The sequence below is a fragment of the Burkholderia sp. E168m23 genome (assembly GCF_016586125.1).
GTDB classification, from domain to species: domain Bacteria; phylum Pseudomonadota; class Gammaproteobacteria; order Burkholderiales; family Burkholderiaceae; genus Burkholderia; species Burkholderia orbicola.
The window spans coordinates 1-739 of record NZ_BCPP01001600.1 but is presented as its reverse complement, the minus strand read 5'-3'; the positions used below and the strand labels follow the sequence as shown (position 1 = coordinate 739).

1 protein-coding gene is annotated in these 739 nt (G+C 67.3%); it reads left to right on the top strand.

All coding sequences use genetic code 11. From position 1 onward, the window contains the following. Window positions 1-148: 148 nt before the first annotated feature. A partial coding sequence (locus JMF90_RS39140) for a LysR family transcriptional regulator (protein WP_201326554.1) occupies window positions 149-739 on the top strand: 591 nt, incomplete at its 3' end.

Here is a 739-nt window from a genome sequence, read left to right as displayed (position 1 = left end):
TGGTGAAAGCAGATCCAAAGAATGAGGGCCCGATAGGCGATCGACGCAAGCAGGCCGTTGACCCCTTATTCTGGGCATCGTCCATGGTTCGGAAAAGCGGGAAAGAGTGGTAGCATCCATCGGGTTAATCGATGGATGAGGAACGACGATGCGCGGTTTCGACCTGGATCAGTTGCGTACTTTCGCGGCGGTCGCGGATGCCGGCAGCCTGACGGCCGCTGCACCGCGGCTGCACCTGTCGCAATCGACGGTCAGCGAGCAGGTGCGCAAGCTCGAATCGCGCGCCGGCGTGCCGCTGTTTGTGCGCAGCAAGCGCGGCGTCGAGCCGACGCCGGCCGGCGCGCGGCTGCTGCAGCATGCGCGGCGCATCGTCGCGCTGAACGAGGCCGCGTTCGACGAGCTGCGCGGGCAGGCGATCAAGGGCGAACTGCGCGTCGCGATCACCGATTACTACCGCACGAATGAAGTGGCGGGCATGCTGGCGCGGCTGCGGGAGTGCTACCCGCAGTTGAGCCTGCACGTCAGCGCGATGAAGAGCGCGGAGATCGAAGCGGCGCACGCACGCGGGCAGATCGATCTCGGCGTCGTGATGAACATGTCGAGCGGGCCGTTCCGGCCGGTGTCGGCCGACACGCGCTGGGTGCTGCGGCGCGAACCGCTGTCGTGGGTCGCGTCGCCCGCGCTCGCCGAGCAGTTGCCCGAGCCGCTGCCGCTCGTGCTGCTGCCGGACGACTGCATG